The 24,931-nt window shown below is 57.9% G+C and carries 24 protein-coding genes and 1 other RNA gene; 8 read left to right on the top strand and 17 right to left on the bottom strand.

Annotated features, from left to right (window positions below; translation table 11 throughout):
- The first annotated feature begins 190 nt into the window (after positions 1-190).
- Both pmrG and AC1DSG_RS10710 read left to right on the top strand, forming a co-directional pair.
- On the top strand, positions 191-862 hold the full coding sequence (pmrG, locus tag AC1DSG_RS10715) for a lipopolysaccharide core heptose(II)-phosphate phosphatase PmrG (protein ID WP_477790859.1): 672 nt from the start codon (positions 191-193) through the stop codon (positions 860-862).
- Between the two features lie 25 nt (positions 863-887).
- Positions 888-1,736, top strand: coding sequence for a phosphatase PAP2 family protein (locus tag AC1DSG_RS10710; protein ID WP_477790858.1), 849 nt, complete (start codon positions 888-890; stop codon positions 1,734-1,736).
- A gap of 162 nt (positions 1,737-1,898) precedes the next feature.
- Here AC1DSG_RS10710 and AC1DSG_RS10705 read toward each other — a convergent pair whose 3' ends face one another.
- The 4 genes from AC1DSG_RS10705 to AC1DSG_RS10690 all read right to left on the bottom strand — a co-directional run bounded on the left by AC1DSG_RS10705 (position 1,899) and on the right by AC1DSG_RS10690 (position 6,065).
- Complete coding sequence (locus tag AC1DSG_RS10705; protein ID WP_477790857.1) at positions 1,899-3,305, bottom strand: DUF2252 domain-containing protein; 1,407 nt, start codon at positions 3,303-3,305, stop codon at positions 1,899-1,901.
- Positions 3,306-3,525: 220 nt separating this feature from the next.
- Positions 3,526-3,774, bottom strand: coding sequence for a hypothetical protein (locus AC1DSG_RS10700; RefSeq protein ID WP_310334327.1), 249 nt, complete (start codon positions 3,772-3,774; stop codon positions 3,526-3,528).
- Between the two features lie 35 nt (positions 3,775-3,809).
- Positions 3,810-4,181: a DUF6124 family protein gene (locus AC1DSG_RS10695; RefSeq protein ID WP_477790856.1), complete on the bottom strand. Its 372-nt coding sequence runs from the start codon at positions 4,179-4,181 to the stop codon at positions 3,810-3,812.
- A 966-nt stretch (positions 4,182-5,147) separates the two neighbouring features.
- Positions 5,148-6,065, bottom strand: a complete 918-nt coding sequence (locus AC1DSG_RS10690; protein WP_477790855.1) for a hypothetical protein — start codon at positions 6,063-6,065, stop codon at positions 5,148-5,150.
- A 146-nt stretch (positions 6,066-6,211) separates the two neighbouring features.
- On the opposite strand from AC1DSG_RS10690, the gene AC1DSG_RS10685 reads away from it, so the two are divergent.
- A complete protein-coding gene (locus AC1DSG_RS10685) occupies positions 6,212-6,634 on the top strand; it encodes an organic hydroperoxide resistance protein (RefSeq protein WP_477790854.1) in 423 nt (140 codons plus the stop codon).
- A 122-nt stretch (positions 6,635-6,756) separates the two neighbouring features.
- Here the strand turns inward: AC1DSG_RS10685 and AC1DSG_RS10680 are convergent, their stop codons facing one another.
- The 5 genes from AC1DSG_RS10680 to AC1DSG_RS10660 form a co-directional block, all read right to left on the bottom strand.
- On the bottom strand, positions 6,757-7,134 hold the full coding sequence (locus tag AC1DSG_RS10680; RefSeq protein ID WP_477790853.1) for a DUF6124 family protein: 378 nt from the start codon (positions 7,132-7,134) through the stop codon (positions 6,757-6,759).
- 462 nt (positions 7,135-7,596) lie between these two features.
- The gene (locus AC1DSG_RS10675; RefSeq protein ID WP_477790852.1) at positions 7,597-8,364 is read right to left on the bottom strand and encodes a DUF1828 domain-containing protein; all 768 of its coding nucleotides are present in this window, start codon (positions 8,362-8,364) and stop codon (positions 7,597-7,599) included.
- Positions 8,361-8,855: a DUF6978 family protein gene (locus AC1DSG_RS10670; RefSeq protein ID WP_477790851.1), complete on the bottom strand. Its 495-nt coding sequence runs from the start codon at positions 8,853-8,855 to the stop codon at positions 8,361-8,363. The genes AC1DSG_RS10675 and AC1DSG_RS10670 overlap by 4 nt, the downstream gene beginning before the upstream one ends.
- A gap of 210 nt (positions 8,856-9,065) precedes the next feature.
- Positions 9,066-9,269, bottom strand: a complete 204-nt coding sequence (locus AC1DSG_RS10665; protein WP_477790850.1) for a hypothetical protein — start codon at positions 9,267-9,269, stop codon at positions 9,066-9,068.
- A gap of 404 nt (positions 9,270-9,673) precedes the next feature.
- Positions 9,674-9,883, bottom strand: a complete 210-nt coding sequence (locus AC1DSG_RS10660) for a hypothetical protein (RefSeq protein ID WP_477790849.1) — start codon at positions 9,881-9,883, stop codon at positions 9,674-9,676.
- 358 nt (positions 9,884-10,241) lie between these two features.
- Between AC1DSG_RS10660 and AC1DSG_RS10655 the strand changes: the two genes are divergently transcribed.
- The 4 genes from AC1DSG_RS10655 to AC1DSG_RS10640 all read left to right on the top strand — a co-directional run bounded on the left by AC1DSG_RS10655 (position 10,242) and on the right by AC1DSG_RS10640 (position 13,572).
- Positions 10,242-11,660 carry an LLM class flavin-dependent oxidoreductase gene (locus AC1DSG_RS10655; RefSeq protein ID WP_477790848.1) on the top strand — a complete coding sequence of 473 codons (1,419 nt, stop codon included), beginning with the start codon at positions 10,242-10,244 and terminating at the stop codon, positions 11,658-11,660.
- Positions 11,647-11,892, top strand: a complete 246-nt coding sequence (locus AC1DSG_RS10650) for a hypothetical protein (RefSeq protein WP_477790847.1) — start codon at positions 11,647-11,649, stop codon at positions 11,890-11,892. Before AC1DSG_RS10655 ends, AC1DSG_RS10650 begins: the two co-directional genes overlap by 14 nt.
- 77 nt (positions 11,893-11,969) lie before the next feature.
- Entirely contained in the window at positions 11,970-13,202 is a 1,233-nt protein-coding gene (locus AC1DSG_RS10645; RefSeq protein ID WP_477790846.1) for an SfnB family sulfur acquisition oxidoreductase, read from the top strand.
- Between the two features lie 10 nt (positions 13,203-13,212).
- The gene (locus tag AC1DSG_RS10640; RefSeq protein WP_477790845.1) at positions 13,213-13,572 is read left to right on the top strand and encodes a hypothetical protein; all 360 of its coding nucleotides are present in this window, start codon (positions 13,213-13,215) and stop codon (positions 13,570-13,572) included.
- Positions 13,573-13,627: 55 nt separating this feature from the next.
- Here the strand turns inward: AC1DSG_RS10640 and AC1DSG_RS10635 are convergent, their stop codons facing one another.
- From AC1DSG_RS10635 to AC1DSG_RS10600, 8 genes are all read right to left on the bottom strand, one after another.
- Entirely contained in the window at positions 13,628-14,869 is a 1,242-nt protein-coding gene (locus AC1DSG_RS10635; protein WP_477790844.1) for an acyl-CoA dehydrogenase family protein, read from the bottom strand.
- Between the two features lie 408 nt (positions 14,870-15,277).
- Positions 15,278-15,671: a transfer-messenger RNA gene (ssrA, locus tag AC1DSG_RS10630) on the bottom strand.
- Positions 15,672-15,768: 97 nt separating this feature from the next.
- Positions 15,769-16,041 (bottom strand): hypothetical protein, encoded by a 273-nt coding sequence (locus tag AC1DSG_RS10625; RefSeq protein WP_477790843.1) that lies wholly within the window; start codon positions 16,039-16,041, stop codon positions 15,769-15,771.
- Positions 16,042-16,241: 200 nt separating this feature from the next.
- The gene (locus AC1DSG_RS10620) at positions 16,242-19,052 is read right to left on the bottom strand and encodes an FAD-binding and (Fe-S)-binding domain-containing protein (protein WP_477790842.1); all 2,811 of its coding nucleotides are present in this window, start codon (positions 19,050-19,052) and stop codon (positions 16,242-16,244) included.
- Positions 19,049-19,720 carry a LutC/YkgG family protein gene (locus tag AC1DSG_RS10615; protein ID WP_477790841.1) on the bottom strand — a complete coding sequence of 224 codons (672 nt, stop codon included), beginning with the start codon at positions 19,718-19,720 and terminating at the stop codon, positions 19,049-19,051. The genes AC1DSG_RS10620 and AC1DSG_RS10615 overlap by 4 nt, the downstream gene beginning before the upstream one ends.
- On the bottom strand, positions 19,720-21,174 hold the full coding sequence (locus AC1DSG_RS10610) for a LutB/LldF family L-lactate oxidation iron-sulfur protein (RefSeq protein ID WP_477790840.1): 1,455 nt from the start codon (positions 21,172-21,174) through the stop codon (positions 19,720-19,722). Before AC1DSG_RS10610 ends, AC1DSG_RS10615 begins: the two co-directional genes overlap by 1 nt.
- Entirely contained in the window at positions 21,171-21,995 is an 825-nt protein-coding gene (locus AC1DSG_RS10605) for a (Fe-S)-binding protein (RefSeq protein ID WP_477790839.1), read from the bottom strand. Before AC1DSG_RS10605 ends, AC1DSG_RS10610 begins: the two co-directional genes overlap by 4 nt.
- A 149-nt stretch (positions 21,996-22,144) precedes the next feature.
- Entirely contained in the window at positions 22,145-23,839 is a 1,695-nt protein-coding gene (locus AC1DSG_RS10600) for a lactate permease LctP family transporter (RefSeq protein WP_477790838.1), read from the bottom strand.
- Positions 23,840-24,102: 263 nt separating this feature from the next.
- On the opposite strand from AC1DSG_RS10600, the gene AC1DSG_RS10595 reads away from it, so the two are divergent.
- The gene (locus tag AC1DSG_RS10595; RefSeq protein WP_477790837.1) at positions 24,103-24,870 is read left to right on the top strand and encodes a GntR family transcriptional regulator; all 768 of its coding nucleotides are present in this window, start codon (positions 24,103-24,105) and stop codon (positions 24,868-24,870) included.
- The last annotated feature ends 61 nt before the right edge of the window (positions 24,871-24,931 follow it).

The following is a 24,931-nucleotide window of genomic DNA, read 5'->3' as shown; positions in this document are numbered from 1 at the left end:
ATACTGGATGCGGCGGTTTCATCAGGCCGCATTTGCAAGAGCTGAAAGGATTTTTCAGGGCGGAACCTGGAACAAGACTTTGTGCAGGTTTTAAGCTTTTTTTCACATTACGTTCACCGGTTGCTAACGCACGCTTAGTTACTCTCTCGGGATCTAATGAGAGCTGTACGTGCCGGCGAGGCGGTTTGATGTGGAATTGAGACTGAACCTGCTCGGGATAAAACGCTCGATTGATTTGAGCCGCTATGCCCGCTATCGCAATGTGGCAGTGATGCTGGCTTCCGCGCTGCTGGTGATCCCGTTGACGGTATGGCTGTTGCAGCCTGCCGCCGTGCCGGACCTGGCCCATGGCAATGTCGCGGGCGCCAAGACGTTAGCGGACGGCTGGGCCAAGGGCGACATGATCGTGCTGGTTCGTCATGTCGAACGTTGCGATCACTCCCCAGCCCCTTGCCTGGCGGGCAACGATGGCATCACGGAGCGCTCTCGAAGCGTTGCGGTCAGTGTGGGTGCGCAGTTCCAGCGCCTCGGGCTGAACAAGGCCGACATCTACCACAGTCCGATTCTGCGTGCTGCGCAGACCGCCAATTTTATGTTCAGCAAGACAGGCGTCGGGGAGGACTGGCTAATCAGTTGCAAGGGCACTATGTTGCGTGATGCTTTGGCGCATAAAGTAGCGGGCCGCAATCTGATTCTGGTGACCCACAGTGAATGCATGACGCAACTCGAAAAGGACCTCAAGTTGCCAACCTCAACCCTGGGTTATGGCGCCTCATTGTTTATCACCGCGCCAACGCCTCAAGCGGCACATATGCTGGGCTTCATTGACGCCTCCGACTGGCAGACGGTGACCACCGAATGAATTTACCTCTAGATCAGGACTAACAATGCTGAATTTTTCCCGACACCGCTTTTACTGGGTGAACTTCGGTATTGCGCTAGCTTGCGCGGCCGCGGTTTTCCTGATGTTCGACATGACCACCATCGACATCGCCTTCAACAATCTTTTTTTTGATCCGGTCACCCAGACTTTCCCGCTCGACAATGTTCACCTCTTCGAGAAGATCACCCACAAGTGGGCGCGCATCATTCCCAACTGGACCGCTGAAATTGCCTTGATCGGCATGTTGCTTTCGTTTGTCTGGCCACTGGTCAACCCGCAAAAGCGCCCGCGTATCGGTCAATTTCTGGAGCGGATCAAAGCCGCCCCCGTGCTGCGGTTTACCTATGACCATCGCCGTGACTTTATCTTTGTGGTGGTGGCGTTTGCCGTTTGCACCGGCGTGATCCATTTCCTCAAGGCGCACACCAGCGTGTACTGCCCGATTGAAACGACTATCTACGGTGGCAAGATTGCCCACATGGAGTGGTACAACAACTTCCAGCTGTTCCGTGAAGCCGGCGACGGTCGCTGCTGGCCGGGTGGGCATGCGTCGGGCGGGTTCACCATGCTCGCGCTGTACTTTGTTGCGCGCCGCTACCAGTGGCGCTATTCCAAAGCCGTGCTGTGGGGCTCGTTGCTGCTCGGTTTCATCTATGGCACAACACGAGTTCTGCAAGGCTGGCACTACATGTCCCACACTTTCTGGGCCGGGATCTTCGTCTGGCTGGCGTGCTTGCTGACGGCCCTGGCGTTTTACGGGCGGGCAAGGCTGGACGTGCCGGTGCTGAAGAAGGGTTCAGTATCGCGGGGCTTGACCGCGACGTTGGACGCTTCGCCACCCACCACCGTGTGAAAAACAGCCAGTGAAACGTTGTCCGTTCTTTCAGGCAAAAAAAAGCCCGCGGGAGGGCGGGCAAACTGTAGTTTCTTGAAGAGCAAGGGCAATGTACCGATTGTTGAGGTGCAACGGGGTGAAGAAAAGTTCATGTAGATGAACGCCCGCGGGCTCGTGCGTTTACGGCAAATGATCCGCCGCAAAGTCCGCCTCCGAACGCGCGCGCAACTGGCCCTTGCGGCAGGCTTGCTGGAATCGTTCGTAGTCGCGGTCATTCTGGTCGGTATAGCTTTTTGCATATTTGACCAGCGCCTGCGCCAATGCATCGCTCTTGCCGATATACCCGCTGATCTGCGAGGCGTGCCCGGATGATTTGGCATGGCCGCGGGCGAGGGCGCGACCACACAAGCGTGCATAGGCCGCAAATGCTTCGGCGTCGAAGGTTTCCAGTTCGGCTGCGATCTTCATATCGCGCAACTGGCGCACATAAAAGTGTCGACCGCTGGGACCGGTGGTCCAGCCGAGGAACAGGTCGCTGGCCGATTGCATCAACCGCTGACCATCGACCACGCGCTGACCGTTATGCCGGACACGTGATTTCGCCTTCACGTAATCGGCGAGCACCGAACGCCGCGCTTCCTTGAACTGCAGGAATAGCGGGAACTCTTGTTCATCCGTCAGCAGCGCCACCAGGCAGCGCGTGCCGACACTGCCTACGCCCACCACTTTGAACGCCATGTCGTGAACGTGAAAACGTGACAGCAGTTCACGACGGTCAGCTTGCAGCGTGGCTCGGTAGTCACTCATGAACGTGTCGTACAGCGGGCGCCAGTCCGACAGGCGCAGCCAGTCATCGTCGGCATCCAGCAGCGTGGTGTTTTTGTGCAGGTGGAAAATTTCCGGCAGGTCATCGCGAATAACCAAATGACCTTTCGCGTGACGTTCGCTGATTTTCGGCAGCAGTTCGGCATGGGTACGCCGTTCGGCTTTTTCGATGGCGCGCTCCACATGCTCCAGTGTGTTTTTGCTCGCCTGCTTGAGCAAATCATCGTAACTGATGGATTCGTACCAGTTATCCAGTGAGCTTTGTTGGGCGCATTCCAGCATGGTCTCCTGATAGGCGCCGACCACTTGGCGGCAGACGGTTTCTTCCACCGTCTCGCCGTGACGCAGGTCCCGCGTTGCCACCATGAAACTCGCCACCAGACGTTTCAGGTCCCATTCCCAAGGGCCGGGGTGGGCTTCGTCGAAGTCATTCACGCTGAACAGCAGATTGCGCTCGGGCGTGGCAAAACCGCCAAAATTCATCAGATGGCAATCGCCACAGATCGTCGATACCAGGCCCATGTCAGGCGTGCCGGCCAAGTCGTGGGCTTGCAGCAAGGCGTTGCCGCGATAGAAGGCGAACGGCGACACAAGCATGCGGCCGTACCGTAACTCGACAAGCGATTTGATCCGGCCCTCGCTGGACCGCTTGATCAACGGCAGCGGATCACGCGTTACTTTCCCCATGACCGCCTGAGCACTGCGCAAGCAGTTTTTGCGAGCATCCTTGCCTTGCTTCAAACGGTCTTCGAGGGTGGTCATGGGGGCTCTTTTTGGTTGGCGTTATGAGGTGAATTCGTACTGAGTGTAGAAGGGGAGTGTGTGATTGTCTGAAGGGGTTGAGCGGGGCGTTCATGGTTGTGGACGCGGGCGATTGTCGTGTGTCGTATACGCAACATTCAGCTCCTAATGTTGCGTATACGGAACATCACAAAAAAAGGCGCCTGCGGTGTTCTCGCCAAGCGCCTTACTATTCAATCGCTCAAACCTGTGCCCGCAATCGTCGACCGACGACATCCATCAAGTCGCAGCCATCGCGTAGCGACGTCACCAGTACCCTCGCGAGTTCACTGTGAACACCCTCGCCAAATGCGATGTTCTCCAGCAATTGAGTCGCGGTGCGGATGCGGTAAGCCGCGGTTTCGTGCAATACGTCCAGCGGTGCTTCGGTGTCAATCAGCAACGACGCGATGGTGCAGTCGATGCCGGTGATAGGCATGTATCGATCCATGAAAAACTCTCCATTTGGTAAACGAGCGCGACCATTCAGTGTTGGCTGGCGGATGGAACCTCAGGTAGCCCATCGGGCGGGTCGACGTTGTCCAGTGCACGGTTTACTAACAGCTCGGCCAGTACGCTCAGCTGCTGAATTGCTAGTGCCGCGTTACGACGCGAGCCTTCGAGTTCACAGGCGAGGTCGGTGGTCATGACGTTGAGCGAGGCTAGGGTTTCGCAGGCGTGAGCGAGCAGGGTGGGGGAGTCGATGTCGGGGAGAAGGGTGAAGACGTGGCTGATGGGATCGGGACGTTTTGGGTTGCGCAGACGAGCGCTGACGGTGCGTTCGGTGGCTTTTGAGAGTGCCGACAAATCGGCAGATTCTGTTGCAGAATCCGGTGGATTGGGGCTGTGTTTTTTCATGGTGCATCTCCGGTTTGTTCAAGGAGCTGCCACGCCCCTGCTGTCAAACAGGGAAGGGTGGCAGCCGTACGCGGGTTGACAGACCGGCAAACCAGAAACCGGTGCATCCGAAGATGCCCCACGCACAACCGCCATGAAAAAACTGCACATGCGTAAGCATGCCGTTTTATCCGGAAGAGTGAAAGTTTATGGTTTTCAGCCTGTCAAAGCCGATCGCTGTTTTGTAGCGACATCTGAAGGCTATCGACGCAGAACCGCTTCCGCCAGTTCATGAAAGTCGATACGAGTTGCGGGAAGTTTCCTAGGATGTGGACTACATCCATGTGGATGGCTTGCGAATCAGAGCATTACCCCTTTCTAGTGGGGGGGTAGCAAGATCTAGGTCGATGTGATGGGACGATGGCTTGCCAAAAGTGAGCGAAAAAAAACCGACACTTGGGCGTAATACTGTTCACTTATGTCAACGCGAACCTTGTAGCAGCTGGCGCAGCCTGCGTCCGGCTGCGTAGCAGCCGTAAATCCTCTACGCGCGGATTTCCTGAAACACCGAATCGTTTGATTTCACGACTGCTACGCAGCCGGACGCAGGCTGCGCCAGCTGCTACAGAATTGTGTCGTTCTTTAAACGAACAGCATTAGACACTTGGGTGGGCTTCTTATCTAAGCAGTGGGTTAACCTCGTTTAGCCTCCGCTTCCAGCATCACAAGGTTCTGCTGCTTGGTGGCTTCTGCCAGCACTTCGCTGTAGACGCGCTTTTTTTGCTCTGACTTGGCGTTACGAATAAAGTCGGCAAAGGGCTCTTGGCACCCTTGGTAATACCTGGCTTGATCGACATCATTAATGTGCTCCTGATCCTAGCCCAAGCTGAGCCATTAAATCTGCTCGCGTGTGTCGCTCAGGGATATGGTAGCCAATTTTATCGACCCAAGCTTCGTACATATCGAGCACGTGACCGGCTCCAATTCTCAATATTCAGTGACCTCTTCCCCCCTCAAAACCCACCCAGCCTCCCCAGCCACCAACCTGTACTGAACCTGCCGCATCCTCCCCGTCCGCCCCGCCTCAACATCCGCACTTTCATAAATCGGAAACCGGCGCACCAACACGTTCTCCACCACCGCAAACTCTTCTTCCCCCTGATACCCCTGCGCCAATTTCGCGTTCTCACTCACGGGCGGAAGATAAATCTCGCTCAGSGATTTTTTGCGGTTGGCCGAGTAGGCGACCAACTCCCCYGGCATCCCGCGCCCGGGTGATCGGGCGAAGACGTAAATCTCCGGTGAGCCGTCGCGATCCAGGTCGGCGACTTCCGCGCGTGCGATGTTGCCGGTGAGCGGTCGAGTGATCTCTGAATTGTCGATTTCCAATCCTTGAGGCGAAATGCGCACCACAGGATTTCCGTCGACCCATTCTCCTTTCACATGAAAACGTATGCCTTGCAGTTCGAGTGTCTGATCAAACGGTTGGGCGCTGTCCGTCACGGGGCTGAGGTTCGTTGAAAGGCTGTAATAGGCGACCTCGTTGCGCCGTGCAGCGTTGCGCATGAGGTACACCTGAACCGTGTATTCGCCATCGACGGGCAACGGGCCCATGAAGTGGTTGCCCATGATCGATCCGTTGAACAGCGCAGAGTCGGCGCCTTTGGCGGTGATGTTGAAGTAGGCGGATGCGTTGGAAGGCTTGAGGTCGACGGTCAGTATCTGACCAGCCTTCGCATTGACGCGGTACTGCGCGGTTCGCGGGCCTTTGATCGATTGGTTGAACTTGACGCTATCGGCGCCTTTATCGAATGGGACGTGCTCGATACGGGGCGCGAGCTCGGTGGCGGCGTGTGCAAACGTGGAAACCACGGCCAACAGAACGGCGTTGATCCAGCGTTTCATGTTTTTTTCCTGAAAGGACCTGGAGCGAAAGGATAGATAAAACCCGGCGGGTCTGCGAAGACACAAAACCGACCAACGTCACCGGTGAGCAGAGGCTGCGCTGCTAGGCTTGCCTACTCTGTCGCTTCCCATCAGGAGTCATGGTCATGAGTACTGCATTGGAAACCGTTTTGTACACCGCAAAAACCCACACCGTCGGCGGCCGCACCGGCACCGGCAAGTCCAGCGATGGCGAACTCGACGTCACCTTCAGTTCCCCCGGCTCGGGCAAGCCCGGCACCAATCCGGAGCAACTGTTTGCCCTCGGCTATTCGGCCTGTTTTATCGGAGCGATCCAGGTGGCGGCCGGCAAGCTGAAAATCAAATTGCCGGAAGACACATCGGTGGATGCCGAGGTGGATCTGGGTAAAACCAGTGGCGGGGAATTTCAGTTGGCGGTCAGGTTGAACGTCAACATTCCCGGCCTGGAAGCGGGGGTGAAGCGTGAACTGGCTGAGGCTGCGCATCAGATCTGCCCGTATTCGCGGATGACGCGTGGGCATGTAGAGGTGGAGTTGAAGGTGGTTTAAATCCCGGCTAACACTGGAATTGCCTTTGTAGGAGTGAGCCTGCTCGCGATAGCTATCGTACATTCAATATGGATGTCGACTGACACATCGCCATCGCGAGCAGGCTCGCTCCCACAGGTGGATCAGCGGTGTGGCGACGATCTCGGCGCTTCAACGCTATCCAGCATCCGATTCACCGCCAGTTCCGCCAACATCACAATCTGCTGAATCGCCATCGCCGTGTGCCGATGCGGCCCTTCCAGATACCCCGCAAAATTACTCGTCATCACACTCGCCGAAGCCAACGACTCACAGGCATGCGCCAACAGGTCTTCGTCGTTGATATCCGGCGAGACGAAAAACATCGTGCTTGGCTTGCGGGTCACGGGTGATTTGAGGGCGGAGGGATTGAGGTAGTGATTGAGCGCGCGGTCGGCGGCGTCATTGAGCTTTTTGGAGTCGGGGGATTCGTAGGAGGAGACGTCATCCGCGGCAGGCGGATTTGGGGTTTCTTTAATCATGGCAAAGACCTTTTGAGCTATGGAAGTGGTGCTGCCATTTTTCGTTTTCCAGGCGAAAGGGTGGCAGCTGTACGCGGACTGGAAAAACCGAGACAAAAGGACAAAACCCGGCAGACCCGAAGGTCTCCCACGTACAGCCGCCATAACTCAAAACTGAGGTCGAAAAAGCGCCACAGTATGCCATGGGGACAAGTCGAATTATCTTCGGGTTTTCCAGACCCGGTCGCTGATATGCCGCGACCGACAAAGCCTATCCACTCCACTTCCCACCCGACAACCGCCAGAACCTGTCGGAAATCTCTACAAAAACCACAGTGTCTGTAGGAAGGGCRGAATTGTTTTGTTTAAAAGCCGTATCAATACCAAACCCAGGAAATGACAAAACCCGCACTTGGCGGGTTTTGTCGGGACCAAATCTGAAGGCGCGAGCTCGTTTAATCCTGAAATGAAAGTTTGATGTAGCTACACCATGCGATGCCTGACTTTTTCGATGATCGATGCCGTGTCTAAAATCGAAGGTACAACATCGTTGGCTGCCGACATCAGTCGCGAGGCATCTTTTTTAGGGAGATCATAAAAGTCATTGCAGACAATAATAGAGTCGAATTTGACTCCAACCTGTTTGAGGTGAAGCAACGTAATTGTCGTAAGCCGAGCTTTATCCCTCCCGTTTACGCCGAAAAGAAATACCGGCTTGCCCTCGGTTTTTATCCGAAAATCAACGGCGTAATCATCTCCGCCGTAGATTTCGGGGACGTAGCCTTCCTCAATGATTTCCTTGGGAACGAACGAATTCAACAGCTCACGCAAATCGTGAGCGAAAGTCGACCCTACTCGACTTTTGGTCCAGAGGGCGATGTCCTCGACTCTGCACAGACCTTGGCCTAACGCAAAAATACCCCGAGAGAGTTTGTCAGCAGGAACGTCGATATAGATCTCGCCATCGTCCTCAAATAAGCCGCTTTCGGCCAAAATCGACTCGTAAAGCTTTGCCCTCGGTCCTGTCAGCAGTTTGGTCAGGTCATTTTCATAGCTAAGCCGCATCATCGTGTTGGCCGCATCGGAAACCCGCCAACCACCATTTTTTCGGCTCAAATAGGCGGTGAAGCAATCTCCATCCCGCGCAGTCAACGGGATTGATACGGTCAGCAGGTCACCCCGCTCACTGATAACCACGTCCTCGCAGAACGCCGTGCATAGCGATTTTCGTAATGCTGCCAAGTCGTTCATTCGAAGAGAGGTATCTGCAGTGAGTGATCATCTATTTTGGAGTCTAGCTCCAGCCCAGCGATGTTGCAGTCAGCGAGCAAGCAAGTCAAAGCACCGCGGAGGTCATTGTAGCGGGTGGTCGTCTCGGCGAACTTGTCGATTTTACCCTGCACCATGTAACGCTCTGTCGCTAAGTGGATATGACAAAGGTTTCGGATTTCTTCATCGCCCTCCAATGGGTTGCGATGCACGTGATAACCGCCGTTATACCTTGTGAGCGTGATTCCCTTGTCACCAGGCCCTGGATAGAACGTCAGGCCACAGGAAAAGGCATCCGGGTCTATCTGGTTCTGTCGTGTATAGAGCTCAAATGCATGAGTGCCATCAGACGACTGCACAGCGAAGTTGAATCTCAGCGATTTTTTGAACATGGTTGGTTTCGCTCCAGGATTTTTTACCACTTTATCCATAGTGAGGAGCTGCGCGATCAACGCATCGCTGAGTAGTGTCATTTAAATTTCCATATCTGCTTTCAGATTCCACTGCACTGTTTGATCCGAATCGGCCTCGTTAGCTGGAATCGGCCCGTCAGCGTTGTTTCCTGCCAGTATTCCGGCGGTCCCTGAAGCCTACGGACTCTGCTTCCCACACAACAACCGTCAAAACCTGTCGGAAACAATCCCCAAACTCACGAGAGCTGTAGGACCTGTCCCTTGCTGACACTAGTTCGAAGCCCCAACCCCAAACTTCAACCCACCCCAACTCCAATCCTTCGACTGCTTCGTATAACAGCCCGGCTGATTGGCAGGTTCAGCATCGCAGGCAATCCGCCCGTTCTTGCTGGTGTCGGTGGTGCGGTCGTTGTAGTACGCACAACCGGTTGTCTGGGCGAGGGTTAACGCGACAAGCAGTATTTTGAATTTCATGACGCCATCCTTGGGAGAAGTACTACAGCGTAGGTCTGATTGTGTTGAACCGTCGAATCCAGTTGTGGAGATCGTCACCGATATCGCTGAATAGCGGTATCAGATGGTTCAGCCGGGGGATCATTTTTCCCTCTTGGGGTTGTTATTGGCGTACCGCATAAATCTCCATTTGGGCTTTATATCGGTTTGGAACTGCAAAATCGACAGGCCTGCAAGCCCGCGATTTCCTATGGCTGCTCGGTTCTTGAGTGCGTTAACGCACAATCTGCCGCGAGGCGATCTTGACGCTGGGCCAGCACGTTTTCTTCAAGGATGTGCCATGACTTGCATCTGGCTGCTCAGCCTTTGTACAGGTGGGGTGCTCGGTCGGCAGGACGCCGGAAGTGGGATTTGACACCGGGCAGTCACTCCGGCGCCATCATTACCGCAAGCGTCATTTTGATGAACTCTTCATTCTTGTCGATAGTGTCCAGGGAGCCGCGCACGTTGTCGGCAACGTCGGCCGATCCGCGCTGCTCGACCCAGTTAGACAGCTCCATGATGGCAGCCTCAAGGGCGAGCTGGTTTTCATTGAGCTTGAAGAGCAGGGAAGGGAGTAGGTCTGAGTTCGGCATGGGATTTCCTCCGTGTCGTTAATCAGCGTAGCAGGGAGGGAATGGGTCGGCAGAGCGCCGGAGGAAGGATGTTGCTGAAAAGTCGCTGTGGCCTGTTTCAGCTACATGTGAAACCCCGGATGCAACAAAGCCTGCACGGGACGGGCTTCGTTGGTGTCTCAATCGGGCCGTGTGTTGCTGGCTGTTCCTGCAGCAGCAGCTGTTCAACAGGCTGTTGTCGGGCAGGCATTATTCCTCTTCTTTCATGAATACATAACCAATTGAATTCATTGATTTTTGTACTTGGCACGAATCCTGTTTAGCTAACTTGAAACGCATCGAAAGGTGCCATGGCATTTAGTTGAACAGGAGCAGCCCCATGCCACGTGAAATCCGTTTGAACGCCTTCGAGATGAACTGTGTCGGTCACCAGTCACCGGGTCTGTGGGCGCACCCGAAGGATCGTTCATGGCAATACAAGGATCTGGAGTACTGGACAGATCTGGCCAAGCTGCTGGAACGTGGCAAGTTCGACGGTTTATTCATCGCCGATGTGATTGGCATCTATGACGTGCTCAATGGTAATGGCGACGCAGCAATCCGCCAGGCTACCCAGGTTCCGGTGAACGATCCGCTGGCGCTGATCACGCCGATGGCGGCGGTCACCGAGCACCTGGGTTTTGGCCTTACCGCGTCGCTCACTTTCGAGCATCCGTATCCCTTTGCCCGGCGCCTGTCGACACTGGATCACCTGACCAAGGGGCGGATCGGCTGGAATATCGTCACGTCCTACCTGGACAGTGGCGCACGTAACCTTGGCCAGAAAGCGCTGAGCGACCACGATGCTCGCTATGACTACGCTGACGAATACCTGGAAGTGCTTTACAAGCTGTTTGAAGGCAGTTGGGAAGAGGGGGCGGTGTTGCGTGATCGCGAGCGCCGTGTGTTCAGCGACCCGAGCAAGATCCATGAGATTCGTCACCACGGTAAACATTTCCAGGTGCCCGGTATCCACCTTTGCGAGCCTTCGCCCCAACGCACGCCAGTGCTTTACCAGGCGGGCGCGTCCAGCCGTGGCAAGGACTTCGCGGCGGGACATGCCGAGTGCGTATTCGTCGCCGCGCCGTCCAAGGTGATTCTGAAGAAAGCTGTGGCCGATATCCGGCGCCGCGCCGCAGAGGCCGGACGTGATCCGCGCAAGATCCTGATCTTCAACCTGCAGACCGTGATCGTCGATGAGACCGACGCCAAGGCCCAAGCCAAATGGCAGGAGCTCAAGTCCTACACCAGCTATGAAGGGGCTTTGGCGCTGCTATCCGGCTGGACGGGGATCGATTTCGGCCAATACCAGCCTGATCAGGTGCTCAAGCACATTCATACCAATGCAATCCAGTCGGCGGTGGAAGCCTTTTCCACGGCCGATCCGGACAAACAATGGACGGTGCGCGAGCTTGCCAGCTGGGTGGGCATCGGTGGCTTTGGTCCGCTGATCGTAGGCAGCCCGCAAACCGTGGCGGACGAATTGCAGGCCTGGGTCGAGGAGACCGATGTGGACGGTTTCAATTTCGCCTATGCCCTGGCCCACGAGACGTTCCGCGATGTGGTCGAGTTGCTGGTGCCCGAGCTGCAAAAGCGCGGCGTGTACAAGACCGAGTATGCCGCCGGAACCCTGCGCGACAAACTCTTCGGGGCTGGCCCGCACCTGCCAGCCAACCACCCTGCAGCCGGCTATCGAGACCTCGCCAAGCTCCAGGCAGTCACCGAGCCACAGCAGGAGCCCTCTTATGAGCGTGCATGAACTCAACCCCCGGCCTGTTGATGAAGTGCCGGACTTTGCCCTGACGGCATTGCGCCGCTGGGCGACGGAAAAGCCCCTGCAAATTGCCTTGCGCCATACCTCGGCGGCAAGGCCGGCTAGCCGCTGGATATCAGCCTCTGATCCAGCGGTAACGCTGCCCGCCGGGCAGCAGCTATTCAACAGTTTGCTTGCGGGCAGGCTTCGAGCCTGCACCCCGTACCAGGCTAACTGATTGATTAATCGAGTTGTTCAAGGTTGGTACGGACTGTGCTCCAGCTTCCACCCACCTGACCTGCATGGAGTCCAAGCATGAGTGCTATATCCCAGTCCCGCCTGCCCGAGCAGGCCACATCGGCGCCACGGCGCCCAGCCCATATCATCGGCAGTGACGCCGAGGCCATCGAAGTGGCGCAGCGGCTTGCCGAGGATTTCGCCCGTGAGGCGGTCGAGCGAGACAGTGAACGACGCCTGCCCTGGGCCGAGCTGGAACGGTTTTCCGACAGTGGCCTATGGGCCATTACCGTGCCGAAAAGCCATGGCGGCGCCGGTGTTTCCTACACCACGCTGACCGAAGTCGTGGCAATCATTTCCGCGGCCGACTCTTCGCTGGGGCAACTGCCGCAGAACCACTTTGGTGTGCTCAATAACCTGATTCTCACGGGCAGTGAGGAGCAGAAGCACGAGTACCTCGCTAAGGTGCTTGCGGGGTATCGCTTCGGCAATGCGTTTTCCGAGGCCAAGAGCAAGACAGTCACCGCCTTCGAAACGCGGATCCGTTTCGACGGTGACAGTGCCGTCATCGATGGTGAAAAGGCCTACTGCACCGGAGCCCTGTTCGCCCATATTGTGCCGGTCGCCGGGGTGGACGAACTCAACCGGCCATTTGTGGCTTTTGTGCCGCGCGATACGGCAGGCTTGCGTGTTATCGACAACTGGGATGGTTTCGGCCAGCGCATCACCGCCAGCGGCAAGGTGCTGCTTGATGCTGTGCGGGTACCGGGCAGCGCGGTGATTCCCGCCTGGAAAGCCTACGACCAACCCACCGCCGACGGGCCGGTGTCGCAGATTATCCAGGCGGCAGTGGACACCGGCATTGCCCGCGGTGCCTTTGCCCAAACCCTGCGCGTCGCACGCCTGGCGCGGCCATGGGCCGATAGCGGCCTGGACCAGGGTTGGCAGGACCCCTTGAGCCAAGCCGCGATCGGCGACCTGGCCTGGCGCCTGCGCGCCGCCGAAGCCATTCTCCAGCGCTCGGCGCAGGCGGTGGATCAGGCCCTTGCCAAGCCGAGCGAAGACAGCGTCGCCCAAGCCTCGGTGCTCGTCGCTCAGGCCAAGGTGCTTTCCACCGAAATCGCTTTGCTGGCGTCGACTCGGTTACTGGAACTGGGCGGCACCCGTAGCGTGTCCGCCAGTCAGGGGCTGGATCGCTTCTGGCGCAATGCCCGCACCCATACCCTGCACGACCCGGTGCGCTGGAAATTCCATCTGATCGGCAACCAGCGCCTCAATGGTGTCAAACCACCGCGTCATTCCTGGAACTAAGGAGCATCCCATGGCTTATCCAACTACCCAGGCCGACTTGCAGTTCGCCCGTAACGCCCAGCAGTCATTGGTCGAGTATCTGCAAGCAGGCCCACTGAAAGACGATACGCTGGCCATTGCCGGTGTCGGTGACCTGGAAGTGCGGATCGCGGCTGCCGAGGCCTTGCTGGCCTGGGTCGAGCGCTCGCCGGCGGCGATTATCGAAGCGCATCTGGCCGCCGCCGAGGCGGCACAACGGGCCAGCGAACTGCACGCGGAGTTGAGCGGGCGATCGCTGGCCAGGCCAACCGTGGAACGCCAGACACTGCCTCTGGCGCATCTGCGGCGCAGGCTGGGCGATCACTATCTCAATGGCGCATTGCTGGACTGATTGCCCCGGCCCATGCGGCATCAAGGCGCCCCGTTAAACACGGGGCGCTTGCGTTTCAGCCTTGCTTGGCGCCACCGCCTATCTGCCACACGTAGGGTGGTTCGGTACCGTTGACGTGCCAGTCGCCGATGATGCGCTCCTTATAGATCACCGGGTTGTGGGACGAGGCGGTGCGTGCGTTGCGCCAGTGACGGTCGAGCTGCTTGGCGGTGCTGGTGGCCGACGCGCCGAGGGTATTGAACAGGTCGCTGGTGGCGCGCAGTACCAGGTCAACTGCCGCCACTTGGGCCTGGGCCGATGCCAGTTCCGCCGCGATATTGGCCTGGCGCTCGGTTTCGGCATCGTCGATGAAGTGGGCCAGGTAGGCCGCTTGCGCTGCTTGGGCCGCACGCAGGGTGGCGGCCTCGCTGGCGTAGACCTGACCGGAGGCTTTGCCGATCACCTGCAGGATCTGTGGATCCTGGCTGGAGGACGGTGCATTGCCATGGCTGAACACCCGCGTGCGCTTGCCCACTTCTGCAGAGAAGTCGCGCAGCGCAGCTCGGCCGGAACCGACCAGTACGGCAAGCAGAACCAACTGATAGAAGGCCGTCTGGTATTTGAAGCGGGTGGCGAAGTCGATGATATTTTCTTCCTCGACCAGCGCATTCTCGAATATCGAGGTACCGCTGCCGGTGGTGCGTTGGCCAAAGCCATCCCAGTCGTCACTCTGGTGCACACCAGGCTGCTGGGTGCGGATCGCGGCGATGACGTCGGCGCCGGTGTCGACACGACGGGCGAACAGGTCGATCCAGTCCGAATACAGGCTGCCGGTGCTGTAATACTTGGTGCCGTTGACCACCCATTGCTCGCCCTGCCGGGACACGCGGGTGATGACGTCGCCGATCTTTACCGCGCCGATTTCTGTCCATGCACAGCCGACCAGATCGCCCTCGACAAAGCGTTTAAACCAAACCGTCTGCGGGCCGCTGACCTGGGCATTGAGTCGATCCTCGACAAAGGCGAAGTGGCCGCGCAGTGCCTGGGCAATATTCGAATCGGCCTCGGCCAGCTCGATCAGCAGCTGGAACAGCTGGGGCAGCGAAGCACCGCTTCCGCCATGTTCAACGGGAACACGCACGGCGCCGAAGCCGGCATCCTTCAGCCATTGGATCTGTTCATAGGGCTGGGTGCGCTCGAGCTCACGGGCCACGGTGCCTTCGGCAATGCGGGCGAAAATGGGCCGAAAGCGTGTGGCCAGGATGGCGTAGTCGATGCTGGCGGTCAGCGACGGCAGGTGTTGAGCCTGGGCAGTCATGCAAACTCTCCTGTTACGGGAAACGAAAGGCGCATGCCTGCAGGCACACGGCTGAATGCAGGTCATTGCACAGGCCATGCCGTCGCAGTGGAGCACGTGTTTACTGGGCTGCTCGCGCAGCCGCAGGTTCATGGGCTGGTCGATGTACGAACAGCTTGTATTTGCGCTGTTTGTGGAGCAACAGATGTCCAAGAGGTTGCCCGGAAGCGGGTGGGCAGTCAGGCTAAAGGTGATGAAGGACAACAGACTAAAGGGTGATGGCCGTTTGTGGCAGAACGCCAGAGAGATGGGGCTGATATGTCGCTTAGACCGGTATGAATCGGGATGAATCCAAAACAACCTTAAGCAACATATGAAATCCCAGATGCAACAAAGCCCGCACTGGGCGGGCTTCGAAGGTGTTTTATTTGGTGGAGCCGGGGGGATTTGAACCCCCGTCCGCCAGTACTCCGCTGTCGGTACTACATGCGTAGCCGTGTCTATTAAGTTAACCCTCAGCGACCCGACGGGCAGGGTGCTTTGGGCGAGTTGTGTAAGTTTTAGCCGCTTCGTCCACAACGTACTGCACGGCGATTCTGTTCTATATGACAATCACTTTGGGTTTACAGACATCCCCTGATGATTGCTGGACCCGAAGGTACCAGGAGGGAAGGGCTAAGGCTGCTTACGCAGCGAGAGCGTATTCCCCGTAGGTTTCGTCATTGGCAACTATAAGAAGTTGCAACAGTGGATTTACGAGTTCTGTTACCAACTCGGCATGCACCTAAAGTTTCGCAACCGGCGTCGAATCCTAAACGGCCCCGAGCCTGCTGCTCTGTGAATCAAAGTGAGCAACAAGCCTGCGCAGTGTACGCCAACCAAGCGTAGAAGGCCAACCCGAAGGTTGGCCCCGAGATGAGTTACTTCCCGCCTTTGTGCGCGTCAGTGACAGCCTTGATGATGTCGTTGGTCTCGTCTATGCAAGCTTTAGTACCTTCCTTTGTGCCTTTTGCCTGATCGGCTTTAGCTTGCTCGACGGAAGCCTTTACCTGATCTGCCATTTCCGGAGGAATCTGTGCCTTGCCGTTTTGGATGGTTTGCAGGTTGACTGCGCAGAGGTCTTCTGCGGCGAACGAAGCGGAAGCCATCATTGAAGCAGTAATGAACAGACCTAACAGAACAGAACGATTCATGTGTATCTCCTTGAGCAGAAGGGCCAGGCATTGCCGGCCATCAAATCGGCTACCGAATATTGGGAAGGTCCCACATTAGCGGGACTTGATCAGTGGACTGCGGCGGCACTTCAGGGTTCTGTTTTTCTGCTGTAGAGCTGTCGATTCCGGCAAGAACATCAAGATAGGCACATCAATACACCTTCCTTGAGGCTCTGCAATTACAGCACCCTAGCCTTGGTAACGCGATCCACCAGATAGACTAGTCCGTGGTAGTCGATGCCGCCATGTTGCGTCAGACCGATCTCACAGGTGCGGCTGGTAGAAATGCCCTCGCTGCATTGTTGCACTGCGTCCTTGAGCGTTCGTAACGCGTGAGCGTTCAATTCCGGCGTGGTGAATCCCTTGTCACCGGCAAACCCGCAGCAGTGAATGCCTTCTGGAATAACCACGGTTTTGCTGCACTTGCGCGCCAGTTCGATCAACGCCTGGCTCTCGCCCAGATGCTGGGTGCTGCAGGTGACGTGCACTGCAATCGGCGCTTCTTGCGGAGTGAAATCCAGACGATCCATCAAATGCGTGCGGATGAAACGCACCGGGTCGTACAAGTCCAGTCGAACCTCGCCCAAATCCTCAACCAGTCGTAAGGTGCAAGGACTGGTGTCGCAGTAAATCGGGTCGAGACCACCGCGGCTGGCGTGCAGCAAGGCGCCGATCAGTTCCTGGCGTTTGTGTTCAGCCTGTTCGGCGTAACCTTTGGAGGCAAATGGCTGGCCGCAGCAAAGGTTGTCCTGATTGTCCGGGAAGACCACTTGGTAACCTGCTTTTTCCAGCAGCTTGCGGGTTTTGTCGTACAGCGACATTTGTTCTATATCACCGGCCGCCGGGCCCATGACTCGCGATACACACGCCGCGAGGTACACCACCCGCGGGCGCTCGTCTGACACGGTCGGACTGAAGCGAATAGCTTTTTCTGGCTGCGGCATGGCGTTGGTCCATTGCGGGACCTGACCTTTGGACAGCTTCGTCAGCGTCGCCGAAAGTTTCGCCAAGCGTGGCGCTCCCAGCAGCATCCGCGCACCATTGGCGACGTGCAGGGTAAATCGGGCGCCTTGCAGTGCGGTGGCGAAATTTCCTTCGAGCCAGTTAGCCGTTTTCACATGCTTGGCATTACGGCTGCGGAGCTTTTTCACCAACTCGCCGGTATTGATGCCTACAGGGCAGCGTTGCGCACAAAGGCCAGTGGCCGCGCAGGTGTCGATGCCTTGGTATTCGTAAGCCGCTTCGAGTTCGGTGGTGTCGACGCCTGCGCGCTTTTTCGCTTGAATATCCCGCCAGATCACGATGCGCTGACGCGGGCTCAGGGTCAGCCCTTTCGACGGGCACACCGGCTCGCAGAAACCACACTCGATGCACTTATCCACAATCTCGTCGGCGGCCGGCAGCGGCTTCAGGTGCTTGAGGTGAATTTGCGGGTCTTCGCTGAGCACCACGTCCGGGTTGAGAATGCCGTTGGGGTCGAGCAGGCGTTTTAGCTGCCACATCAACTGGTAGGCATCGCTGCCCCATTCCAGCTCGACGAAGGGCGCCATGTTGCGTCCGGTGCCGTGTTCAGCCTTCAGCGAACCGCCGAACTCCACCGCCACCAACTGCGCCACGTCGTCCATGAACGCCTGATAGCGTGCGACTTCTTCCGGATTGTTGAAGCCTTGGGTGAAGACGAAGTGCAGATTGCCTTCCAGCGCGTGTCCGAAAAGGATCGCTTCGTCGTAGTGATGTTTGTCGAACAATTCGATCAGGCGGTTTACGCCGAGGGCCAGTTGTTCCACCGGGAAGGTCACGTCTTCGATGATCACTGTGGTGCCGGTTTTACGCACGGCGCCGACGGCGGGGAAGGTGTCTTTACGGATTGCCCACAGGCGGGCGTTTTCCACCGGGTCTTCGGTGAAGTCGACCTGTTTCTCCACCGGGAACGAAGTCAACGACGCCATGATCTGCGCCAGTTGTTCCTGCAACAAGGTGGACGATGCGGCGCGGGATTCGATCAGCAGTGCGCAGGCATTGTTCGATAGGTGCTGTACGAAAGCGGGCATGCCGGGTTTGCTCTGCACCGAGCGCAAGCTGCGCCGGTCCAGCAGTTCTACGGCTGACACCGGTTGGCTTTTCAGCACGGTCACCGCGTTACAGCAGGTTTCCACGTCGGGGAACACGATAAGTGCGGAGGCCTTGTTCGGATGGTCGATCACCGTGTCGTAGGTCACCGCACTGATAAAGCCGAGGGTGCCTTCGGAGCCCACCAGCAAGTGGCTCAAGATATCCACAGGCTCGTCGAAGTCCACCAAGGCATTAAGTGATAGGCCAGTGGTATTTTTCAGACGGTATTTGTGGCGGATTCTTGCAGCCAGTTCGGCGTTGGCGCGAGTCTCACGGCCCAAGGTGGCCAGACGTTCCAGCAGTGAGGCGTGGCTTTGTCGAAATGCCGCGACACTGGCCGCGTCTTCTGTATCGAGGCGGCTGCCGTCGGCCAGTACCAGCCGAATGCCGGCCAGCGTGTGATAAGTGTTCTGCGCCGTGCCACAGCACATGCCGCTGGCGTTGTTGGCGACGATGCCGCCAATTTTGCAGGCGTTGATCGACGCCGGGTCCGGGCCGATCTTGCGTCCGAACGGTGCCAGCCACGCGTTGGCCTGCGCACCGATCACGCCCGGTTGCAGACGGATTTGCGTACCTTGGCCACGGATCTCGCGACCGTTCCAGTTATCCCCCAACACGATCAGCACCGAATCGCTGATGGCCTGGCCAGACAGGCTGGTGCCGGCGGCGCGGAAGGTCACCGGAACCTGATCCCGTTGCGCCAGTTTGAGCAGCGCAACCACTTCGTCTTCCGACTCGACGCGAATCACCAGTTTCGGAATCAGTCGGTAGAAACTGGCATCAGTGCCGAAGGCCAATGTCGACAGTGGGTCGTTGAAACGTCGCTCTTGGGGGATCAGTTGTTGTGCATCTCTCAGGAAAGCCGCCGGTAGACTCATTGGTCCTCCAGGATCAAAACCACCAAGTCTTTCGGACCATGAGCGCCGTAGGCGAGGATCTGTTCAATATCAGCGGTTTTCGACGGGCCGGACACCAGCAACGCATTGGTCGGCATGCCTTGGGCCCAGTTGAATTCCTGCTGCACCTGATAGAAGTTGTCGCGGATTTCACTGGCCTTGAGCAGGGCGAAATGCACCGGCGGGACCAGGCTCATCAAGCGCGGTTCTTCCCGCGTCGGCCAAAGAATCAGGCTGCCTGTCGCGGCGATGGCGCCGAGAGTGCCGGTGAGGCTGGCCGGGGTGTCGTTGAACAACTCGGCTTTCCATTCTTCAATGGGGCGGTCGTAGGCTTTGAGCGTTGGCAGCCCTGGATTCTTCGCCCAATGCTGTGAGATGCGTTGACCGTGAGGCGTAGAAGGCGCGATCAGCAAGCTTGGCAACTGGCGATCCCGCAATAACTCAGCCAGCAGCGAAGGCCAGCCTTCACCGGACGTCAAATGGATTTCGGTGTGCACCGCTTCCATTAGTTTGCGCAGCTGCGGGATGCGTTGTTCAGCGGTGTAGGTGTAGGGCGCTGTCACCAGTTGGACGTCGAACTCGTCAGGCACCGGCGTGGTGCCGGTCAGACTTTTGCGTAACTTGGCGAGGATATTTTGCTTGGCGCTCATCAGCGGTCTCCCTGTTTGGCCAAATGCTCGCGGGCCATATCGTGCAGTGAGCGGGCAGCGGGTTTTGGTGCGCTGTGGTTTTGTGTCCAAGGTCCGACATTATTCGGCGTGAGCGCGCGCAAACGTGTAGCCAAGAAACCGAACAGCCGATACAGCGTCGGCGAGCTGTTGAGCTTGGCCCAGGCGTTCCAGAGGAACCGCTCCTTGCGCGAATACTTGCTGCCCTGGCCGCGCATGACTTGATGCGGGCTGTCCGGCGCTTTGACGTTCTCTTCCCGCAGGCGACGCAGCAGTGCAGGGATAGGGATTTTTACCGGGCAGACTTCGCCGCACGCACCGCAAAGCGATGAAGCGCTGGGATGGTCCGGGACTTTCGCCAGGCCGACCATGTGCGGAGTGATGATTTTTCCGATAGGCCCAGGGTAAACCTCCCCATAGGCGTGACCGCCGATTCGGGTGTAGACCGGGCAATGATTCATACAGGCGCCGCAGCGGATGCAGTTCAGGGTCTGGCGCAGTTCACTGTCGGCAAACGCCTGGCTACGACCGTTGTCGAGCAAGACCAGGTGCACTTCCTGTGGGCCGTCGAGTTCATGCTCCTTGCGCGGTCCGGAGATCATGTTGACGTAGGTGGTGATCGGAATACCCAGCGCCGAGCGAGTCAGCAGCGACAACAGCGGCACCACGTCGCGCAGGTTTTCCACGACTTTTTCGATGCCGGTAACGGCGATGTGCACCGGTGGTACGGCGGTGGTCATGCGCCCGTTGCCTTCGTTTTCCACCAGCAACAGGGTGCCGGTTTCGGCCACGGCGAAGTTGACGCCGGAGACGCCGATGTCCGCTTCGAAGAATTTCTGCCGCAGGACTCTGCGACCGATCTGAATGAGTTGGTCAACGTCCTTGGTGTATTCCACGCCAAGTTTGTCATGGAACAAGGACGCGACCTGACCGGCATTCTTGTGGATCGCCGGCATAATAATGTGTGAAGGCTTCTCGTGGTCGAGCTGGACGATGTACTCCCCCATGTCCGACTCCAGGCATTCAATGCCTTGAGCCTCGAGGACATGGTTCATCTCCATCTCTTCGCTGACCATCGATTTGCCCTTGATCACTTGCCGCCCCTCGTGAGCGCGGATGATCGAGAGGACGATGCCATTGGCTTCGTCCACCGTTTCCGCCCAGTGCACTGTCACACCGTTGCGGGTCAGGTTCTGTTCAAGCTGCTCGAGCAGGTCGGGCAACTTGGATAATGCACGGGCGCGGACAGCATTGCCCAGCGCTCGCAAATGTTCTCGCTCGTGGGCATCGCTGAAGGACGCTGCCCGCTTGGCCATCAGTGAATCCATCGCCGTGCGAAAGTTGTTTCGCAGCTGCTTGTCGCCCAAAGCCTTGTGAGCCCGGGCGCGAAAATCTTCTTCGACGCTGACCGTCGGAATAAGCGTGGACGTGCTCATCGGGCACCTCCGGTTCGCTGCCAGAGGAAACTGGCCAGGTGTTGGCCGCGCAACGCTTCCTTCTGTTTCTCCAGCGAGCCGTTGATGTTCATCAGGCAACCGCAATCGGCACTGAGTACCTTGTGCGCGCCGGATTCCTTCAACGACCGGGTCTTGTCCACCACCATCGCGCCGGAAATGTCCGGCATTCGGACGCTGAATGTCCCACCGAAGCCACAACATTCACTTTCATGATCGTGATTGACCCGCTCCACATTGCTCAATTGCGCCAATAACTCGCGACCGTGCAGGTGGGTGTTCATCTCGCGGCGTGCCGAGCACGAGGTGTGCAACGCCACTTTGACCGGTGCGCCGCTGTCCTTGAGTTGCACTTTGCAGACAAACAACAGGAACTCGGCCAGTTCATAGGTACGGGCCGCCAGGGCTTGAACCTGTATCAACGTCTGCGGCTCGTCCTTGAACAAGTCGGCATAGTGTTCGCGCAACATCCCGGCACACGAACCGGACGGCACCACCACCGGATAATCCCCGGCAAACAGCGCCAGTTGCGAACGCGCCACGGTCCTTGCCTGCTCGGTGTAACCCGAGGTGTAGGCCGGTTGTCCGCAGCAGCTTTGCCCTTGCGGATACTCGACACGAATGCCTTCGCGTTCCAGCAAGTGGATCGCGTCCATCCCGGCTTCCGGGTAGAACAAATCCACCACGCAGGTCCCGAACAGGTAGACCCGTGACGGTTTTTCGCTGGGGTATTGCCGAGGCTCGGGCAGTGGCGGGGCGACGCGGGTCGCGTTCGGCACAGCGTTGTAAAAAAGCTCGCTCATCAGGCGTCTCCGGGTGGTCCCGGTTATYCGTCCGCTGCGGCTGCTGAAAATAGTGTGGGCAACTTTCAGTAGCCTTGCAGACCGGGTTGTGAATTGCTGACGCCGGAATCGTGGTCCGGCGTCGGTTTTTGCTTTTTAACCTGTAGTACTTAGTGCACCAGCATGCCGGTAAACCAGTAGGCCTGAGCCAGGGTGATCAAACCGACTATCGTTGCAAAGAATAGGCTGTGCTTGAGGGTGAAGCGGAACAGATCCGATTCTTTGCCCACCAGGCCGGTCGCGGCGCAGGCCACGGCGATCGATTGTGGCGAGATCATCTTGCCGGTCACGCCGCCGCTGGTGTTCGCCGCCACCAGCAACACATCGTTGACGCCGATCTGGTGCGCGGTGGTCGCTTGCAACGAGCTGAACAGCGCGTTGGACGAGGTGTCAGAACCGGTCAGGAACACACCCAGCCAGCCGAGGAACGGCGAGAAGAACGGGAACGCCGCGCCAGTGCCAGCCAAAACCAAGGCCATGGTCGACGACATGCCCGAGTAGTTGGTAACGAAGGCAAACGCCAGCACCATGCCGATCGACAGAATCGGCCAGCGCAGCTCATAGAAGGTCTCTTTCAAAGTGGTCAGACCAGTTTTGATATTAATCTTCAACACCAGCATCGAGATCAGCGCGGAGAAGAAAATAGCGGTGCCGGTTGCGGAGATCGGATCGAGCTTGAACACCGCCGGAATAGCGGTTGGAGCAGCCACGATGGGTGCAACCTTGATCACCATTTGATCGAGGTGCGGGATGGCGAAGTTGAACACCCAGCTGTACAGCGAGCCGCCGGCCGCGAACATCGCCTTGAACGGTTTCAGGGTCCAGATGGTGACCAGCACGGTGAGGATCAGGAACGGCGACCAGGCTTTGATGATTTCCAGAAGGCTATAAGGCGAAGCGACAGTGGTGCGCTTCTGGCCGAAACCACCGGCGCTGGCGGTCACCACGGACGCCGAGACGGCGCCGACGATGTGTTGGCCGGCGGCGCGTTTCGGTTGCCAGACTTTCAGGAACAAGGTCAGGGAAATCAGGCTGGCCAGGGCCGAGGTGATGTCCGGCAGTTCCGGGCCGATGAAGTTCGAAGTGAAATACTGGGTGACGGCAAAGCTCAAACCGGCCACCAGTGCAGCAGGCCAGGTTTCCCGAACGCCGCGCAGGCCATCCATCATGAACACCAGCCAGAACGGCACGAACAGCGACAGCAGAGGCAGTTGGCGGCCGGTCATGGCGCCGATCTTGAACGCGTCGATGCCAGTCACTTGCCCGGCCACGATAATTGGAATCCCCAGGGCACCGAATGCGACGGGCGCGGTGTTGGCGATCAGGCACAGGCCGGCCGCGTATAGCGGATTGAAGCCCAGGCCGACAAGCAGTGCGGCGGTAATTGCAACCGGCGCACCGAAACCGGCGGCGCCTTCGAGGAACGCACCGAAGCAGAATCCGATCAGCAGCACCTGCAGACGCTGGTCATCGGTGATCGACAAGACCGAACTGCGGATCACTTCAAACTGGCCACTCTTGACCGTCAGTTTGTAGAGGAATACGGCCGCCACAATGATCCAGGCGATGGGCCACAGACCGTAAGCGAAGCCATACCCGGCAGCGGCGAACGCCATATCGACCGGCATCTGGAAGGCAAAAATCGCCACAGCAATGGACAACGCCAGGGTGATGCTGCCGGCCACATGACCTTTGAGGCGGAACACCGCCAACGCCAGGAAGAAAAATACGATAGGAATGACGGCCGCGAGGGCGGAGATGCCGAGACTGCCGAGCGGGGTATAGAGCTGTTGCCAGGTTTGCATATGGGGTGGCCCCTAATTGTTGTTGGTCAGACACTGGGCAGCGGTTTTGGTTAATTGGTAATACCAATTTACAATCGCTGTTGGCTAGGGTAAAAGCCTTATGTGCGGTGTGTCAATTTGCCGCCTTAAAACTTTTGTCGAATACGCCGTACGCAATGTTGCTGACCGGTTTGATCGGGCGTCGCCCTTCCGGGTGCTGGCGCCGCGCCAATAGGCCAGAATAGGCAGCCCGGCGAGTGGTCGGGATCGTGGAGAGTTGAGTTATGGGGTTTGATCAGATTCGTCAGCGCCGTTTGTCTGACGATATTGTCGAGCGGCTCGAGGGGATGATCCTCGAAGGCACGCTGAAATCCGGTGAGCGCTTGCCGGCCGAGCGTGCACTGGCCGAGCAGTTCGGCGTGTCACGCCCTTCGTTGCGCGAGGCGATTCAGAAACTGGCCGCCAAGGGCTTGCTGGTCAGCCGTCAGGGCGGTGGCAATTATGTCGTCGACTCGTTGGGGTCGACCTTCAGCGATCCACTGTTGCATCTGCTGGAAAATAACCCCGAAGCGCAGCGCGATCTGCTGGAGTTTCGCCACACCCTGGAAGCGTCCTGCGCCTATTACGCGGCGTTACGCGCCACCGCTGTGGACCGTGAGCGGCTGACGGCCGCGTTTGACGTATTGCAGGACTGTTATTCGCGCCATGACGACGTGAGTCGGGCCGAAGAGGGCGCGGCGGACGCGAGTTTCCACCTGGCCATTGCTGAAGCCAGTCATAACGCGGTGTTGCTGCATACGATTCGCGGGCTGTTCGATCTGCTCAAACGCAACGTGGTGACCAACATCGGTGGCATGTACAAACAACGCACCGAAACCCGCGACATGCTGATTACGCAGCACCGGGAATTGTACCTGGCGATTATCGAAGGGCGGGCGGAGCAGGCGCGGGAAATCTCCAGTCGACACATCTTGTATGTGCAGGAAGTGCTGGAAGAAGTGCGGCAGGAAGTGCAGCGCATGGCTCGGGCGGAGCGGCGCAAGGGGATGTAGCCAGCAAACGATCGTTCCCACGCTCTGCGTGGGAATGCATCCCGTGACGCTCTGCGTCACA

The organism is Pseudomonas sp. P5_A12, assembly GCF_056400685.1.
Note: the sequence above shows the minus strand (reverse complement) of the source record. Positions and strands in the feature narration are given on the sequence as shown.

Coding starts and splice junctions, on each gene's coding strand:
- AC1DSG_RS10710 (WP_477790858.1), top strand. CDS start 888: ATGCTGAATTTTTCCCGACACCGCTTTTACTGGGTGAACTTCGGTATT.
- AC1DSG_RS10705 (WP_477790857.1), bottom strand. CDS start 3,305: ATGACCACCCTCGAAGACCGTTTGAAGCAAGGCAAGGATGCTCGCAAA.
- AC1DSG_RS10700 (WP_310334327.1), bottom strand. CDS start 3,774: ATGGATCGATACATGCCTATCACCGGCATCGACTGCACCATCGCGTCG.
- AC1DSG_RS10695 (WP_477790856.1), bottom strand. CDS start 4,181: ATGAAAAAACACAGCCCCAATCCACCGGATTCTGCAACAGAATCTGCC.
- AC1DSG_RS10685 (WP_477790854.1), top strand. CDS start 6,212: ATGAGTACTGCATTGGAAACCGTTTTGTACACCGCAAAAACCCACACC.
- AC1DSG_RS10680 (WP_477790853.1), bottom strand. CDS start 7,134: ATGATTAAAGAAACCCCAAATCCGCCTGCCGCGGATGACGTCTCCTCC.
- AC1DSG_RS10675 (WP_477790852.1), bottom strand. CDS start 8,364: ATGAACGACTTGGCAGCATTACGAAAATCGCTATGCACGGCGTTCTGC.
- AC1DSG_RS10670 (WP_477790851.1), bottom strand. CDS start 8,855: ATGACACTACTCAGCGATGCGTTGATCGCGCAGCTCCTCACTATGGAT.
- AC1DSG_RS10665 (WP_477790850.1), bottom strand. CDS start 9,269: ATGAAATTCAAAATACTGCTTGTCGCGTTAACCCTCGCCCAGACAACC.
- AC1DSG_RS10660 (WP_477790849.1), bottom strand. CDS start 9,883: ATGCCGAACTCAGACCTACTCCCTTCCCTGCTCTTCAAGCTCAATGAA.
- AC1DSG_RS10655 (WP_477790848.1), top strand. CDS start 10,242: ATGCCACGTGAAATCCGTTTGAACGCCTTCGAGATGAACTGTGTCGGT.
- AC1DSG_RS10650 (WP_477790847.1), top strand. CDS start 11,647: ATGAGCGTGCATGAACTCAACCCCCGGCCTGTTGATGAAGTGCCGGAC.
- AC1DSG_RS10645 (WP_477790846.1), top strand. CDS start 11,970: ATGAGTGCTATATCCCAGTCCCGCCTGCCCGAGCAGGCCACATCGGCG.
- AC1DSG_RS10640 (WP_477790845.1), top strand. CDS start 13,213: ATGGCTTATCCAACTACCCAGGCCGACTTGCAGTTCGCCCGTAACGCC.
- AC1DSG_RS10635 (WP_477790844.1), bottom strand. CDS start 14,869: ATGACTGCCCAGGCTCAACACCTGCCGTCGCTGACCGCCAGCATCGAC.
- AC1DSG_RS10625 (WP_477790843.1), bottom strand. CDS start 16,041: ATGAATCGTTCTGTTCTGTTAGGTCTGTTCATTACTGCTTCAATGATG.
- AC1DSG_RS10620 (WP_477790842.1), bottom strand. CDS start 19,052: ATGAGTCTACCGGCGGCTTTCCTGAGAGATGCACAACAACTGATCCCC.
- AC1DSG_RS10615 (WP_477790841.1), bottom strand. CDS start 19,720: ATGAGCGCCAAGCAAAATATCCTCGCCAAGTTACGCAAAAGTCTGACC.
- AC1DSG_RS10610 (WP_477790840.1), bottom strand. CDS start 21,174: ATGAGCACGTCCACGCTTATTCCGACGGTCAGCGTCGAAGAAGATTTT.
- AC1DSG_RS10605 (WP_477790839.1), bottom strand. CDS start 21,995: ATGAGCGAGCTTTTTTACAACGCTGTGCCGAACGCGACCCGCGTCGCC.
- AC1DSG_RS10600 (WP_477790838.1), bottom strand. CDS start 23,839: ATGCAAACCTGGCAACAGCTCTATACCCCGCTCGGCAGTCTCGGCATC.
- AC1DSG_RS10595 (WP_477790837.1), top strand. CDS start 24,103: ATGGGGTTTGATCAGATTCGTCAGCGCCGTTTGTCTGACGATATTGTC.